Annotated in this window: 12 protein-coding genes; 5 read left to right on the top strand and 7 right to left on the bottom strand. The window is 63.2% G+C overall.

The window, feature by feature from the left end:
- Positions 1-97 precede the first annotated feature (97 nt).
- From acnD to A0O30_RS21485, 4 genes are all read right to left on the bottom strand, one after another.
- Positions 98-2,686 (bottom strand): Fe/S-dependent 2-methylisocitrate dehydratase AcnD, encoded by a 2,589-nt coding sequence (gene acnD / locus A0O30_RS21500; protein WP_105947922.1) that lies wholly within the window; start codon positions 2,684-2,686, stop codon positions 98-100.
- A 169-nt stretch (positions 2,687-2,855) separates the two neighbouring features.
- Positions 2,856-3,983: a 2-methylcitrate synthase gene (gene prpC, locus A0O30_RS21495; protein WP_105947921.1), complete on the bottom strand. Its 1,128-nt coding sequence runs from the start codon at positions 3,981-3,983 to the stop codon at positions 2,856-2,858.
- Positions 3,984-4,041: 58 nt separating this feature from the next.
- Complete coding sequence (gene prpB, locus A0O30_RS21490) at positions 4,042-4,932, bottom strand: methylisocitrate lyase (RefSeq protein WP_016714743.1); 891 nt, start codon at positions 4,930-4,932, stop codon at positions 4,042-4,044.
- Positions 4,929-5,645, bottom strand: coding sequence for a GntR family transcriptional regulator (locus A0O30_RS21485; protein WP_016714744.1), 717 nt, complete (start codon positions 5,643-5,645; stop codon positions 4,929-4,931). The genes prpB and A0O30_RS21485 overlap by 4 nt, the downstream gene beginning before the upstream one ends.
- A gap of 305 nt (positions 5,646-5,950) precedes the next feature.
- On the opposite strand from A0O30_RS21485, the gene A0O30_RS21480 reads away from it, so the two are divergent.
- From A0O30_RS21480 to A0O30_RS21460, 5 genes are all read left to right on the top strand, one after another.
- The gene (locus A0O30_RS21480; RefSeq protein WP_016485910.1) at positions 5,951-6,487 is read left to right on the top strand and encodes an ATP-dependent zinc protease; all 537 of its coding nucleotides are present in this window, start codon (positions 5,951-5,953) and stop codon (positions 6,485-6,487) included.
- Positions 6,488-6,492: 5 nt separating this feature from the next.
- A complete protein-coding gene (locus A0O30_RS21475) occupies positions 6,493-8,028 on the top strand; it encodes an inactive transglutaminase family protein (protein WP_016714745.1) in 1,536 nt (511 codons plus the stop codon).
- Entirely contained in the window at positions 8,028-9,008 is a 981-nt protein-coding gene (locus tag A0O30_RS21470; protein ID WP_016714746.1) for an alpha-L-glutamate ligase-like protein, read from the top strand. The genes A0O30_RS21475 and A0O30_RS21470 overlap by 1 nt, the downstream gene beginning before the upstream one ends.
- Positions 9,009-9,132: 124 nt before the next feature.
- Positions 9,133-10,476 carry an aminodeoxychorismate synthase component I gene (pabB, locus tag A0O30_RS21465; RefSeq protein ID WP_105947920.1) on the top strand — a complete coding sequence of 448 codons (1,344 nt, stop codon included), beginning with the start codon at positions 9,133-9,135 and terminating at the stop codon, positions 10,474-10,476.
- A 79-nt stretch (positions 10,477-10,555) separates the two neighbouring features.
- The gene (locus A0O30_RS21460) at positions 10,556-11,290 is read left to right on the top strand and encodes a phosphoadenylyl-sulfate reductase (protein ID WP_019097591.1); all 735 of its coding nucleotides are present in this window, start codon (positions 10,556-10,558) and stop codon (positions 11,288-11,290) included.
- A 136-nt stretch (positions 11,291-11,426) separates the two neighbouring features.
- On the opposite strand, the gene cysB is transcribed toward A0O30_RS21460, so the two are convergent.
- The 3 genes from cysB to A0O30_RS21445 all read right to left on the bottom strand — a co-directional run bounded on the left by cysB (position 11,427) and on the right by A0O30_RS21445 (position 14,099).
- A complete protein-coding gene (gene cysB, locus A0O30_RS21455; RefSeq protein WP_105947919.1) occupies positions 11,427-12,401 on the bottom strand; it encodes an HTH-type transcriptional regulator CysB in 975 nt (324 codons plus the stop codon).
- Between the two features lie 128 nt (positions 12,402-12,529).
- Positions 12,530-13,027, bottom strand: a complete 498-nt coding sequence (locus A0O30_RS21450; protein ID WP_016714749.1) for a universal stress protein — start codon at positions 13,025-13,027, stop codon at positions 12,530-12,532.
- A gap of 124 nt (positions 13,028-13,151) precedes the next feature.
- On the bottom strand, positions 13,152-14,099 hold the full coding sequence (locus tag A0O30_RS21445) for a putative 2-dehydropantoate 2-reductase (protein ID WP_105947918.1): 948 nt from the start codon (positions 14,097-14,099) through the stop codon (positions 13,152-13,154).

Here is a 14,099-nt window from a genome sequence, read left to right as displayed (position 1 = left end):
CAAGCCAGCTCCCACAGGTACTGCGCCAACGTCAGGATTGTACGATCCCTGTGGGAGCTGGCTTGCCGGCGATGGGCCGCAAAGCGGCCCCCTGCAATTACGCGGTCGCTTCGAGGAAGTCCTGGGCAAAGCGCTGCAGCACCCCCCCCGCCTCGTAGATCGACACTTCCTCGGCGGTGTCCAGGCGGCAGGTCACCGGCACTTCCAGGCGCTCGCCATTGGCGCGGGTAACCACCAACGTCAGGGTCGCCCGTGGCGTACGCGCGCCCAGCACGTCATACGTCTCGCTACCGTCCAGGCCCAGGGTCTTGCGGTCGGTGCCCGGCTTGAACTCCAGCGGCAGCACGCCCATGCCCACCAGGTTGGTGCGGTGAATGCGCTCGAAGCCTTCGGCCACGATCGCCTCGACACCCGCCAAACGCACGCCCTTGGCCGCCCAGTCACGGGACGAACCCTGGCCGTAGTCGGCGCCGGCCACGATGATCAGCGGCTGCTTGCGCTGCATGTAGGTTTCGATGGCCTCCCACATGCGGGTGACCTTGCCTTCCGGCTCGATACGCGCCAGCGAACCCTGCTTCACGCTGCCGTCATCCTTGCGCACCATTTCGTTGAACAGCTTGGGGTTGGCGAAGGTGGCACGCTGGGCGGTCAGGTGGTCGCCACGGTGGGTGGCGTAGGAGTTGAAGTCTTCTTCCGGCAGCCCCATTTTCGCCAGGTACTCGCCAGCGGCGCTGTCGAGCATGATGGCGTTGGACGGCGACAGGTGGTCGGTGGTGATGTTGTCCGGCAACACCGCCAGCGGGCGCATGCCGCGCAGGGTGCGCTCACCGGCCAGGGCACCTTCCCAATAGGGCGGGCGGCGGATGTAGGTGCTCATCGGGCGCCAGTCGTACAGCGGCGCCACCTTCGGCCCACGGTCTTCCTCGATGGCGAACATCGGGATGTACACCTTGCGGAACTGCTCTGGCTTGACCGCAGCACGCACCACGGCGTCGATCTCTTCATCGCTCGGCCAGATGTCCTTGAGGCGGATTTCCTTGCCATCAACCACACCCAGCACATCTTTCTCGATGTCGAAGCGGATGGTGCCGGCAATGGCATAGGCCACCACCAGTGGCGGGGACGCCAGGAAGGCCTGCTTGGCATACGGGTGGATACGCCCGTCGAAGTTGCGGTTACCCGACAGCACGGCGGTGGCGTACAGGTCGCGGTCGATGATTTCTTGCTGGATTACCGGGTCCAGGGCGCCGGACATGCCGTTGCAGGTGGTGCAGGCGAAGGCGACGATACCAAAGCCCAGTTGCTCCAGCTCCTTCTCCAGACCCGCCTCTTCCAGGTACAGCTGCACGGCCTTGGAGCCCGGTGCCAGCGACGACTTGACCCACGGCTTGCGGGCCAGGCCCAGCCTGTTGGCATTGCGTGCGATCAGGCCTGCGGCAATCACGTTGCGCGGGTTGCTGGTGTTGGTGCAGCTGGTGATGGCGGCGATGATCACCGCGCCGTCAGGCATTTGCCCTGGCACGTCTTCCCAATTGCCGGCAATGCCCTTGGCTGCCAGGTCACTGGTGGCCACACGGGCGTGTGGGTTGGACGGCCCGGCCATGTTTCGCACCACGCTCGACAGGTCGAAGCTCAGGGTGCGCTCGTAGACGGCGCCGCCCAGGCTGTCGGCCCACAGGCCGGCGGCCTTGGCGTAGGTCTCGACCAGCTTGACCTGCTGCTCTTCGCGGCCGGTCAGGCGCAGGTAGTCGATGGTCTGCTGGTCGATGGCGAACATAGCTGCGGTGGCACCGTATTCCGGGGCCATGTTGGAAATGGTGGCGCGGTCGCCCAAGGTCAGGGCGCGGGCCCCCTCACCGTGGAACTCCAGATACGCGCCGACCACCTTCTGCTTGCGCAGGAATTCGGTCAGGGCCAGCACCAGGTCGGTGGCGGTGATGTTCGGTGCCAGCTTGCCCGTCAGCTCGACGCCGACGATTTCCGGCAGGCGCATCCACGAGGCGCGGCCGAGCATCACGTTCTCGGCTTCCAGGCCGCCCACGCCGATGGCGATCACGCCCAGGGCGTCGACATGCGGGGTGTGGCTGTCGGTGCCGACGCAGGTGTCCGGGTAGGCCACGCCACGGTCGTTGTGAATCACTGGCGACATCTTCTCCAGGTTGATCTGGTGCATGATGCCGTTGCCCGGCTGGATCACGTCGACGTTCTTGAACGCCTTCTTGGTCCAGTTGATGAAGTGGAAGCGGTCTTCGTTACGGCGGTCTTCGATGGCGCGGTTCTTTTCGAACGCCTGTGGGTCGAAGCCACCGCACTCGACGGCCAGCGAGTGGTCGACGATCAGCTGCACCGGCACCACCGGGTTGACCGCGGCCGGGTCACCGCCTTTATCGGCAATGGCGTCACGCAGGCCGGCAAGGTCGACCAGCGCGGTCTGGCCGAGGATGTCGTGGCACACCACGCGGGCCGGGAACCAAGGGAAGTCGAGGTCGCGCTTGCGCTCGATCAGTTGGCTCAGCGAGGCATCGAGGGTGGCCGGATCGCAGCGGCGCACCAGGTTTTCGGCGAGCACGCGGGAGGTGTATGGCAGGCCGTCGTAGGCGCCGGGCTTGATCGCCTCGACCGCCGCACGGGCATCGAAGTAGTCCAGGCCGGTGCCTGGCAGGTGCTTGCGGAATGCAGTGTTCATATCGTTATCAGGCTCGGTCACGGTATTCGGGGGCAGGTGCGGCTATGGCCTCGGGGGCGCTACGCGCCCCTTTCGCGACACAAGGCCGCTCCCACAGGTACTGCGCCGTCCCTGTGGGAGCGGCCTTGTGTCGCGAAAGGGCTGCGCAGCAGCCCCAGCAATCTATGACTCAGCGCTGCTCGATCGGCACGAACTGGCGCTGCTCGACGCCGATATACTCGGCACTCGGGCGGATGATGCGGTTGTTGGCGCGCTGTTCGAAGACGTGCGCCGCCCAGCCGGTCAGGCGCGAGCAGACGAAGATCGGGGTGAACAGCTTGGTCGGAATGCCCATGAAGTGGTACGCCGAGGCATGGTAGAAATCGGCGTTGGGGAACAGGCGTTTCTGCTCCCACATGGTCTTGTCGATGGCTTCGGACACCGGGTACAGCACCTTGTCACCCACTTCGTCGGCCAACTGCTTCGACCAGCCCTTGATCACCTCGTTGCGCGGGTCGGACTCTTTGTAGATCGCGTGGCCAAAGCCCATGATCTTGTCCTTGCGCTCCAGCATGCGCAGCAGCTCGGCGGTGGCTTCCTGCGGGCTCTGGAAACGCTCGATCAGCTCCATGGCCGCCTCATTGGCACCGCCGTGCAGCGGGCCGCGCAGCGAGCCGATGGCAGCGGTGACGCAGGAGTACAGGTCGGACAGGGTCGAGGCACAGACGCGGGCAGTGAAGGTCGAGGCGTTGAACTCGTGCTCGGCGTACAGGATCAGCGACACGTTCATCACCTTGACGTGCAGCTCGCTCGGCTTCTTGCCATGCAGCAGGTGCAGGAAGTGGCCACCGAGGGTGTCTTCGTCGCTGGTGCAATCGATGCGCACACCATCATGGGTGAAGCGGTACCAGTAGCACATCACGGCCGGGAACAGTGCCAGCAAGCGGTCAGTCTTGTCGCGCTGGGCCTCGAAGGTTAGCTCGGGCTCCAGGGTGCCCAGCACGGAGCAACCCGTGCGCATCACGTCCATCGGGTGAGCGTCACGCGGGATGCGCTCCAGCACTTCCTTCAACGCTTGCGGCAGGTCACGCAGGCCCTTGAGCTTGCGCTTGTAATCCGCCAGTTCGGCCTGGGTTGGCAGCTCGCCGTACAGCAGCAGGTAGGCGACTTCTTCGAATTCGGCACCGGCCGCCAGGTCACGCACGTCATAACCACGGTAGGTCAGCCCGGCACCGGCCTGGCCCACGGTCGACAGTGCGGTCTGGCCAGCCACTTGGCCGCGCAGGCCTGCGCCACTGAGTACTTTTGCTTCGGCCACGGTGATTCTCCTTTCTTGAATTTGTTATGGATGCTTTCTGGCTAATTCGGGGTGTTGCTCAGCCCTTCTTCTGGGCAAACAGCGCATCGAGGCTCTGCTCGAAGGCGTGGTAACCAATGGCATCGTAGAGCTCCATGCGGGTCTGCATGGTGTCGATCACGTTTTTCTGCGTGCCGTCGCGGCGCAGTGCGGTGTACACGTTCTCGGCTGCCTTGTTCATGGCACGGAACGCCGACAGCGGGTACAGCACCAGCGACACGTCAACCGAGGCCAGCTCTTCGGTGGTGTACAGCGGCGTGGCGCCGAACTCGGTGATGTTGGCCAGGATCGGTGCCTTCACCCGGTCAGCGAACGTCTTGTACATCTGCAGTTCGGTGATGGCTTCCGGGAAGATCATGTCAGCGCCCGCTTCGATACAGGCCTCGGCACGGTCCAGGGCCGCGTTCAGGCCTTCGACGGCCAGGGCATCGGTACGCGCCATGATCACGAAGCTGTCATCAGTGCGGGCATCGACGGCGGCCTTGATGCGGTCGACCATTTCCTGCTGGCTGACGATTTCCTTGTTCGGCCGGTGACCACAGCGCTTGGCGCCCACCTGGTCCTCGATATGGATGGCGGCGGCACCGAACTTGCTCATCGAACGCACGGTGCGGGCAACGTTGAAGGCCGAGGCACCGAAGCCGGTGTCGACATCCACCAGCAGCGGCAGGTCGCACACGTCGGTGATACGGCGCACGTCGGTGAGCACGTCGTCCAGGCCACTGATGCCCAGGTCCGGCAGGCCCAGGGAGCCGGCGGCCACGCCGCCACCGGACAGGTAGATGGCCTTGAAGCCGGCGCGCTTGGCCAGCAGGGCGTGGTTGGCGTTGATGGTGCCAACCACCTGCAGCGGGTGCTCAGCGGCAACGGCATCGCGGAAACGCTGACCGGGGGTGCTCTTCACAGTCATTTCTCACCTCGTGGGCTGTTGTTGTGGGCGTCCAGGTAGTGACGCTCGATATTGCGCTTGGACGCGCCGATGTGGCGGCGCATCAGGAGTTCGGCCAGTTCGCCGTCACGGTCGGCGATGGCATCGAGAATGCGGTGGTGCTCGGAAAACGCCTGGCGTGGGCGGTTGGGCGTGGCCGAGAACTGAATGCGGTACATGCGCACCAGCTGGTACAGCTCGCCACACAGCATCTTGACCAGGGTCTGGTTGCCGCTGCCCTGGATAATCCGGTAATGGAAGTCGTAGTCGCCTTCCTGCTGGTAATAACCCAGGCCGGCCTGGAACGCGGCATCGCGCTCGTGGGTGTCGAGCACCCGGCGCAGCTCGTCGATGTCTGCCTGGCTCATGCGCTCGGCAGCCAGCCGGCAGGCCATGCCTTCGAGCGATTCACGGATTTCGTACAGCTCGATCAGCTCGGCATGGTTGAGTGACACAACCCGCGCCCCCACATGCGGCACGCGCACCAGCAGGCGCTGGCCTTCAAGGCGGTGGATGGCCTCGCGCAGCGGCCCGCGGCTGATGCCATAGGTACGCGCCAGCTCCGGCTCGGAGATCTTGCTGCCAGGGGCGATTTCACCTTTGACGATGGCCGCCTGGATGCGCCGGAAGACGTTTTCGGAAAGGGTTTCCGTTTCGTCTGCCTGCACCGGGCTGGGGGTGGAAAGGTCCTGCATATTGTCGACACCTTGAAAAACTCTTCGCCAGAAATTAACGAACAGAGCCCTCCAAGTCAAAGACAAAATGAATATTGTCGACAATCGTCTAAGAACGAACTATCACCCTCTCAATGCTGTCAGATCGCGCACCGCTGGCGTCAAGACGTCGGCGTGATAGAATGCCGCGCCTCCGATGGGGTATGGATAGCCTGTCTGTCATCCATTCATGCTTGTTGACAGATAAACGAGGAAGCTTGCGCAGTCGTTGCCAGTCGCCTTGCCCTTAACATAGCCCGAACCTTGCACCGCACCGCGCCAGGATTATGAGACTTACACCCGTTTTATTGCTGCTATGCCTCACCCTGCTACCGGCCCTTGGCCAGGCGGCGGGCAAGACCGTGTATGGTCTCAACGAATACGCCCGCCTGGGCGACCTGGACCTGGAAGTGGCCGCCAAGCTCGACACCGGTGCCAAGACCGCATCGCTCAGCGCCCGCGACATCAAGCGCTTCAAGCGCAACGGTGAAAGCTGGGTGCGCTTCTACCTGGCCATCGATGCGGCGCACTCGCACCCGATCGAACGCCCACTTGCACGCGTGAGCAAGATCAAGCGCCGGGCCGGCGACTATGATGCAGAATCGGGCAAGGCCTATACCGCCCGCCCGGTCATCGAACTCGAAATCTGCATGGGCCAGGCCATGCGCACCATCGAAGTCAACCTCACCGACCGCAGCGCGTTCCAGTTCCCGCTGCTGATCGGCTCCGAGGCGCTCAAGCACTTCGACGCGCTGGTCGACCCAAGCCTTAAATATGCGGCCGGCAAACCTGCCTGTGCCACCGACGCTCCCAAAGCAGAGTAATCCCGATGCGCTCTCTTACCCTCCATCTGAAAGTCCTGATCACCGTGCTGGTGCTACTGGGCGTGGCGGTCACGGCTTATCAGATCTTCTTCCTCGGCATCCCGGTGACCGAGGATGAAACCGACGACCTGTGGAACATCGACGCCAAGGTCGAGTTCGTGGCCAGCACCAAGGACCCGGTCAAGGTGCAGATGTTCGTGCCACCGCTGAACCGCGACTACGTCAGCCTCAACGAGAGCTTCATCTCCAACAACTACGGTGTCAGCGTCAACCGCGCCGACGGCAACCGCAAGGTTACCTGGTCGGCCCGCCGCGCCAGCGGCAACCAGACCCTGTACTACCGCCTGGTGCTGACCAAGCGCTACAGCAACGAGAAGACCACGGTCAAAGGCCCGACCTTCCGTGACAGCCTGGCGATCGAAGGCCCCGAGAAGATTGCCGCCGAAGCCCTGATGGCGCCGATTCGCCAGCACTCCGCCGACGTCGAGACCTTCGTCAGCGAGACCATCAAGCGGGTCAACAACCTCAACGACGACAACGTCAAGCTGCTGCTGGCCGGCGACACCTCGCCAATGAAAAAGGCCCAGATCATCGACCTGCTGCTGTCGATTGCCCATGTGCCGATGGAGAAGGTGCACACCATCCGCCTGGTGGCCGATACCCCGCAAACCCCGGAACTGTGGCTGCGCAGCTTCAACGGTAACGACTGGCTGTACTTCAACCCGGACACCGGCGAGCAGGGCCTGCCCAGCGACCGCCTGCTGTGGTGGACCGGTGACGACAACCTGATCACCGTCGATGGCGGCAAGAAAGCCAACGTCACCTTCAGCATGAACAACAGCGAGATGAACGCCATCCGCCTGGCCAAGCTGACCGACGAGAACACCGACGCCGACTTCCTCGAATACTCGCTGTACGGCTTGCCGCTGCAGACCCAGCAAACCTTCATGATCATGGTGATGATCCCGATCGGCGTGCTGGTGATCCTGGTATTGCGCAACCTGATCGGCCTGCAGACCCTGGGCACCTTCACCCCGGTGCTGATCGCCCTGGCCTTCCGCGAGACCCAGCTGGGCTTCGGCATCGTGCTGTTCACGGTCATCACAGCCTTGGGCCTGTCGCTGCGCTCGTACCTGGAACACCTCAAGCTGCAGATGCTGCCGCGCCTGTCGGTGGTACTCACCTTTGTCGTGGTGCTCATCGCCGCCATCAGCCTGTTCAGCCACAAGCTGGGCCTGGAGCGCGGGCTGTCGGTGGCATTGTTCCCGATGGTGATCCTGACCATGACCATCGAACGCCTGTCCATTACCTGGGAAGAACGTGGCGGTGGCCATGCCATGAAAGTGGCCATCGGCACCCTGTTCGCCGCGTCGCTTGCGCACCTGCTGATGATGGTGCCGGAACTGGTGTACTTCGTGTTCACCTTCCCTGCCGTGCTGTTGATCCTGGTGGGCTTCATGCTGGCGATGGGCCGCTACCGCGGTTACCGCCTGACCGAGCTCGTGCGCTTCAAGGCATTCCTGAAGAAGGCTGACGCCTGATGTTTGGCCTGATCAAGACGTGGAAAGCCCTGGAGGCCCGGGGCATCATGGGTATCAACCGGCGCAACGCGGACTACGTGTTGAAGTACAACAAGCGCCACCTGTACCCGATTGTCGACGACAAGATCATCACCAAGGAGCGTGCCCTGGCGGCCGGCATCCATGTGCCGGAAATGTACGGCATCATCGAGACCGAAAAAGAGATCGAAAAGCTCGACCAGATCATTGGCGGGCGCAGCGACTTCGTCATCAAGCCGGCGCAGGGTGCCGGCGGTGATGGCATCCTGGTCATCGCTGACCGCTTTGAGGACCGCTACCGCACCGTGTCGGGGAAGATCATCAGCCATGAGGAAATCGAGCACCAGATCTCGAGCATCCTCACCGGCCTGTACTCGCTGGGCGGCCACCGCGACCGCGCACTGATCGAATACCGGGTCACCCCCGACCAGATCTTCAAGAGCATCAGCTACGAAGGCGTGCCGGACATCCGCATCATCGTGCTGATGGGCTACCCGGTCATGGCCATGCTGCGCCTGCCGACCCGCCAGTCCGGCGGCAAGGCCAACCTGCACCAGGGCGCCATCGGCGTGGGTGTCGACCTGGCCACCGGCGTGACCCTGCGCGGCACCTGGCTGAACAACATCATCAGCAAGCACCCGGACACCACCAACGCGGTGGACGGCGTGCAACTGCCAAACTGGGACGGCTTCATGAAGCTGGCGGCCGGCTGCTATGAGCTGTGCGGCCTGGGCTACATTGGCGTGGACATGGTGCTGGACCAGGACAAAGGCCCGCTGATTCTGGAACTCAACGCCCGCCCGGGCCTGAACATCCAGATTGCCAACGACTGCGGCCTGACCCAGCGCACCCACGCCATCGAAGCGCACATCGAAGCACTGGCCAAGGACGGCATTACCGAAGATGCCGAACAGCGCGTTCGGGTAGCACAGGGGTTGTTCGGGCACGTGCCTAACCGCTGAATTGCCGGGGCCGCATCGCGGCCCCTGCATAAAACACAATGTTGAATGTCGCGCCCAGTGCTAGGCGCTTTTCCTACACAGGTCTACAATCGCCCTCCTCGCTTTTACATCGCCGTCCACACTGATGCCGACCTGTACGCTGCACCCCCTGCCCTACCAGCCCGACCCTGCCGCCTATTTCGCCCGCCTGCGCCTGGCCCCCGGTGCGATCCTGCTCGACAGCGCCCGCCCCGGCGCCGAACGCGGTCGCTTCGACCTGCTCAGCGCCTGGCCGCTGCAACAGCTGCAAGCGCAGCCCGATGAAGGCGGCCGCGCATTCCTTCAGCGTCTGCGTGCCGGCCTGGCGCAACTGGGCCACGCCAGCTTGCCCAAGGGCGTTGAACTGCCCTTTGCCGGTGGCCTGATCGGCTACCTGAGCTACGACTTCGGCCGCCGACTGGAACACCTGCCAAGCCTGGCTGTGGACGACCTCGGCCTGCCTGACGCGCAACTGGGCCTCTACGCCTGGGCACTGGTCAGCGACCACCTGCACGGCACCAGCCAGCTGGTGTTCCACCCGAGCCTGGCAAGCGACGAGCGAGAACGCCTGATCAACCTGTTCGAAGGCAGTAGCTGCACCGAAACCGGTGACTTCCAGTTGCTCGCCCCAATGGCTGGTGACCTGCAGCCAGAACAGTACAAAGCCGCTTTCGACCAGGTACAGCGCTACATCCAGGCCGGTGACTGCTACCAGATCAACCTGACTCAACGCTTCCGCGCCCCCTGCCAGGGCGACCCCTGGCGAGCCTACCAGGCCCTGCGCAAGGCATGCCCCACGCCGTTTTCCGGCTACCAGCAATTGGCTGACGGCAGCGCCTTGCTGAGCTTTTCGCCCGAGCGCTTCATCCGTGTCAGCCAGGGCCAGGTGGAAACCCGGCCAATCAAAGGCACCCGGCCGCGCGCCAGCGACCCAGGTGAAGACGCACGCAATGCCGAGGAGCTGCTGCGCAGCCCCAAGGACCGCTCGGAAAACCTGATGATCGTCGACCTTCTGCGCAACGACCTGGGGCGCACCTGCGAAATCGGCTCGGTGAAAGTACCGGAGCTGTTCAGCCTGGAGAGCTACCCCAACGTCCATCACCTGGTCAGCAGTGTCACCGGCCAGCTTGCCAGCGACAAGGATGCCCTGGACCTGATCGGCGACAGCTTCCCCGGCGGCTCGATCACCGGCGCGCCGAAAATTCGCGCCATGCAGATCATCGACGAGCTGGAACCCGCGCGTCGGGCGCTGTACTGCGGCTCGCTGCTGTATGTGGATGTGCGCGGCGAGATGGACAGCTCGATTGCCATTCGCAGCCTGCTGGTCAAAGACGGCCAGGTCAGCTGCTGGGGTGGCGGCGCGGTCGTGGCCGACTCCGAATGGCAAGCCGAATATGAAGAGTCGATCGCCAAAGTGCGGGTGTTGATGCAGACCTTGCAGGGCTTGTGAGTCCGTCTAGCCCGCGTTTTTTTGTTACCATCACCTTACTACGAGCGCACAGCGCCACAGCCAAGATGGAAACCGCCTGATGAGCCAACCCTTCGACGTCGCCGCCCTGGCCGCGACCTATGCCAACAAGTCCCCGCAGGACATCCTCAAGCTTGCCTTCGAGCACTTTGGCGATGACCTGTGGATCTCTTTCAGCGGCGCCGAGGACGTGGTGCTGGTCGACATGGCCTGGAAGCTGAACAAGCAGGTCAAGGTGTTCAGCCTCGACACCGGCCGACTGCACCCGGAGACCTACCGGTTCATCGACCAGGTGCGCGAGCAGTACAACCTGCCAATCGAAATCCTCAGCCCGGACCGCGACAGGCTTGACCCGTTCGTGAAAGAAAAGGGCCTGTTCAGCTTCTACAAGGACGGCCACGGCGAGTGCTGCGGCATCCGCAAGATCGAACCGCTGCGCCGCAAGCTGGCCACCGTGAGCGCCTGGGCCACCGGCCAGCGCCGCGACCAGAGCCCGGGCACCCGCAGCCAGGTCGCGGCACTGGAAATCGACAGCGCCTTCTCCACACCCGAGCGCACGCTGTACAAGTTCAACCCGCTGGCGCAGATGAGCAGCGAGGAAGTGTGGGGTTATATCCGCATGCTTGAGCTGCCGTACAACAGCCTGCATGAACGCGGCTTCATCAGCATTGGCTGCGAGCCTTGCACCCGGCCGGTGCTGCCGAACCAGCATGAGCGCGAGGGGCGCTGGTGGTGGGAAGAGTCGACACAGAAGGAATGCGGGTTGCACGCGGGCAACCTGATCAGCAAGGCTTGAAATTGTTGGGGCCGCTTCGCGCCCCATCGCCGGCAAGCCAGCTCCCACAGGAAGATCACAAGCCTTGAGGCAACGGTAAACCTGTGGGAGCTGGCTTGCCTGCGATGGGCCGCAAAGCGGCCCCAGCATTATTGGATCAGTGCACCGGCAGTTCAACGCCTGCAAACAGATCTTCAAGCTCTTGCTTGTTATGGCACTGAATGGCCTTGGCCATCACTTCGCGGGTCAGGTGCGGGGCGAACTTCTCGATGAAGTCGCACATGAAGCCACGCAGGAAGGTGCCACGGCGGAAGCCGATCTTCGTGATACTGGCCTCGAACAGCTCGCTGGCATCCAGCGCCACCAGGTCACTGTCGAGCTTGGCATCTACAGCCATGCCCGCGACGATACCCACGCCCAGCCCCAGGCGCACATAGGTCTTGATAACGTCGGCGTCGGCCGCGGTGAACACCACTTTCGGCGTGAGGCCGCGGTGGTTGAACGCTTCGTCCAGCTTCGAGCGCCCGGTAAAGCCGAACACATAGGTAACGATCGGGTATTCGGCAACCGCTTCCAGAGTGAGTTTCGGCAGCTTGGCCAGCGGGTGACCCTGCGGCACCACCACGCAACGGTTCCACTTGTAGCACGGCATCATGATCAGGTCGCCGAACAGCTCCAGGGCCTCGGTGGCGATGGCGAAGTCTACCGTGCCGTCTGCTGCCATCTCGGCGATCTGCATGGGCGAACCCTGGTGCATGTGCAGGGACACTTCCGGGTACTGCTTGATGAAGCTGCTGATCACCGGCGGCAAGGCATAGCGCGCCTGGGTGTGGGTGGTGGCGATGGACAGCGTGCCCTTCTTCTCGTTGGAGAACTCCTGGGCAATCTGCTTGATGCTTTCGACCTTGCGCAGGATTTCGCCAGCGGTATTGATGATGCGCTCACCGGCCGGCGTGACGCGGGTCAGGTGCTTGCCGCTACGCGCAAAGACTTCAACACCCAGTTCGTCTTCGAGCAGGCGGATCTGCTTGCTGATACCTGGCTGGGAGGTATACAGGCTCTGCGCCGTCGCGGAGACGTTGAGGTCATGGTGCGCCACTTCCCAGATGTAGCGCAGTTGTTGAAGCTTCATAGGTTCCCCTCGGTTCAGCGATGAGTCCGCGGCAGCAGGCAGCGACGATATATAACTATATTAGTGGTTCTGGAAATAAATCTAGAACTATTTTGTTACATGCCCCCGGAAATAGCCTACAGCCATCTTCATGCTTTCCTACGCCCCAAGTGCTGTGCCAACGGCACCATGTACACCGGCACCGGTGACAGCTGCAGCAGCCGTACCGCCGTGCGCCCCAGGGGTACATCCACGCCCGCTCCGGCGCTGTGGCTGCCGAAAATCAGCAGGTCGACACTCAGCCGTTGTGCCTGGTCAAGGATTACCTGTGCGGGGTCACCCTGGCGCACCCGCACCGCCTTGATCACCGCGAGGTCGGCCTCCTCGCCCAGCTCGTCACGAAAGTTTTCCAGCACGCGCTGCTCGATGTTGGCCATCACCGTGTTCACGCCCTGGCTGTGCAACTGGTCGAGCGTCTGCTCATCAAGGTAGCTTTGCAGGAGGGATTCGGCGAACTGCCCCATGGGTTCCACTGCATGGATCACATACAACTCGGCATTGAACGTACGCGCCAGGGCCAGCGCGTGTTGCATCACAAAAGGTGCGTAGACACCGAGGTCGGTGGCGTACAGCATGGAGCGGATCATTCGACCTCCTCGACTGCCGCAGCGGCAGAGCAAGCTTCAGCTTAGCAGCGCGCCGGATGCACGCTTTGCCGTCCGGCGCGCTACTGGCGCGGGCTGAAGCGCCCAGCCGAGGTCAGTGCCGCCCTCAGTGAGGCCGGTGGTTGCTGTCGAGGAAGCTCAGCGCCTGATAGAGCATTTCCATACGCGGCAAGCAGCAGCCTGCCGCACGCGCACGGGCCAGCGGCTCGGCATAGATGGCCTGCAATTCCAGTGGGCGTTTGAACGCATGGTCGTGATACATGCTTGGCCAGTAGTCGGGCATGCGCTCGGTTACCTGGAACAAGTGCTCGGCATAGCCCTCGGGCAACACGTGGCCACAGGCTGCGGCGCCCTGCACCACCTCGGCCATCAATGCCTGGATGAGATCACGGCTGTGACTGTCTGCCATCAGCGGCGTGGTGCTGGCCCCCAGCAGCACCGACAGGCCATTGTAGGGCACGTTCCACACCAGCTTCTGCCAGCGCGCCGAGTCGAGATTTGGCATGGCCTGCGAATCGATGCCCGCGCGCTTGAACAACGCCACCCCCTCACCGACCAGCGCGGCACCGCCATCACTTGCCGGCCCACTGTGGTAACCCAGGTTGACAGCACCGAGTGCCTGATGGCGGATCACACCTGGCGCATGACGGTTGACACAGATGAAGCACAGGCCGCCCAGCAGATGCATGTCGCTACGCAAGGCCGGGCGCAATTGCTCCTCTACGCCCAGGCCGTTCTGCAGCAGTATGACCTTGGCGCCGGGTGCGGCGGCCTGCACGATCAGCGGTGCCAGCTGATCATTGCTGGTGGCCTTGGCACCGATCAGCAACCAGTCGCAAGGCGGCATGTCGGCGGCACTGGCATAGGCTTGTACCTGCATCTGCAACGCACCATGCACGTCACTGTCCAGGGTCAGCCCTTGCTCACTGACGGCCTGGTACTCGCTGCGCAACAGAAAATGCACATCGAAACCGGCCCGGGCCAGCATCAACCCATAGAAACCGCCGATGGCGCCACTGCCGATGATACCGATGCGAGGGGTGTGCGGATGCAT

This window comes from Pseudomonas sp. LLC-1, assembly GCF_002992185.1.
GTDB lineage: Bacteria > Pseudomonadota > Gammaproteobacteria > Pseudomonadales > Pseudomonadaceae > Aquipseudomonas > Aquipseudomonas monteilii.
The sequence above is the reverse complement of the archived record's forward strand: the minus strand, read 5'-3'. Positions and strand labels throughout refer to the sequence as shown.